This window comes from Pseudomonas sp. K5002 (genome assembly GCF_013386655.1).
Taxonomy (GTDB): domain Bacteria; phylum Pseudomonadota; class Gammaproteobacteria; order Pseudomonadales; family Pseudomonadaceae; genus Aquipseudomonas.
The window spans coordinates 1-1,026 of record NZ_JACARK010001401.1 but is presented as its reverse complement, the minus strand read 5'-3'; the positions used below and the strand labels follow the sequence as shown (position 1 = coordinate 1,026).

General features: G+C 64.8%; 1 protein-coding gene. It reads right to left on the bottom strand.

Translation table 11 applies throughout. The features are described 5' to 3' along the window. Positions 1-936, bottom strand: a 936-nt coding sequence (locus HX846_RS36725) for a protein-glutamate O-methyltransferase CheR (RefSeq protein ID WP_178967403.1), incomplete at its 3' end; no start/stop codon positions are given. Positions 937-1,026 lie beyond the last annotated feature (90 nt).

The following is a 1,026-nucleotide window of genomic DNA, read 5'->3' as shown; positions in this document are numbered from 1 at the left end:
CGACTGCGGGGGCGGCGGCTTGATCGGTACCACTTGGGCACTGACGGTGCTGAACGGCCGGGGCCTGGTCGGGATAGGCGCGGCACTGCGCTGAGGAATCGGCGCGGGCATCGGCACAAATACCGGTTCAGGCGCGGGCTCCGCATGCCGGCTGAAGGCAAACGACTGCGGCACGCCAATCGAACGCATGCCCAGGCGCCCCAGCAGGCTGCCTTCGGCAGGCCCGATAAACAGCACGCCGTCGACATGGGTCAGGCCCTTGAGCACTTCAAACACCTGCTTCTGGGTCGGCTGGTCGAAGTAGATCAGCAGGTTGCGGCAGAACACAAAATCGTAGGTGGGCTCGTTGGCCAGCAGCGTGGGGTCCAGCAGGTTGCCCACCTGCAGGCGCACTTGTTCGCGTACCCGGTCGGCAATCCGGTAGCCGTCGGTTTGATCGGTGAAGTGGCGATCGCGGAACTCGAGGTCCTGGCCGCGAAACGAATTCTTGCCGTACACCCCACGGCGGGCGCGCTCCACCGACAGCGGGCTGACGTCCATGCCCTGCACCTTGAACTGATGCGGCGCCAGCCCGGCGTCGAGCAAGGCCATGGCAATCGAATAGGGTTCTTCGCCGGTGGAACACGGCAGGCTGAGGATCCGCAGGGCGCGCATCTGCTTGATTTCGGCCAGGCGGGCGACCGCCAGCCGGCCCAGGGTGGCGAAGGATTCGGGGTAACGGAAAAACCAGGTTTCGGGGACGATCACCGCTTCGATCAGCGCTTGCTGTTCGTCGGTGGAGGCCTGCAATTGCTGCCAGTATTGATCTGCGGTCTGCGCGCTGAGCGCCATGCTGCGCTGGCGTACGGCACGCTCGATGATCGCTTCGCCCACCGAGGCAACGTCCAGGCCAATGCGCTCCTTAAGGAAGTCGAAGAAGCGTTGATCACTGCTCATCAACCCTCCTCGCCCGCGGCAAACAGCAGCGCCTGCACGTCAGCCGTCAGCAGGTCCGCCACGCCGATCCACTGCATCAAGCCACGCTCG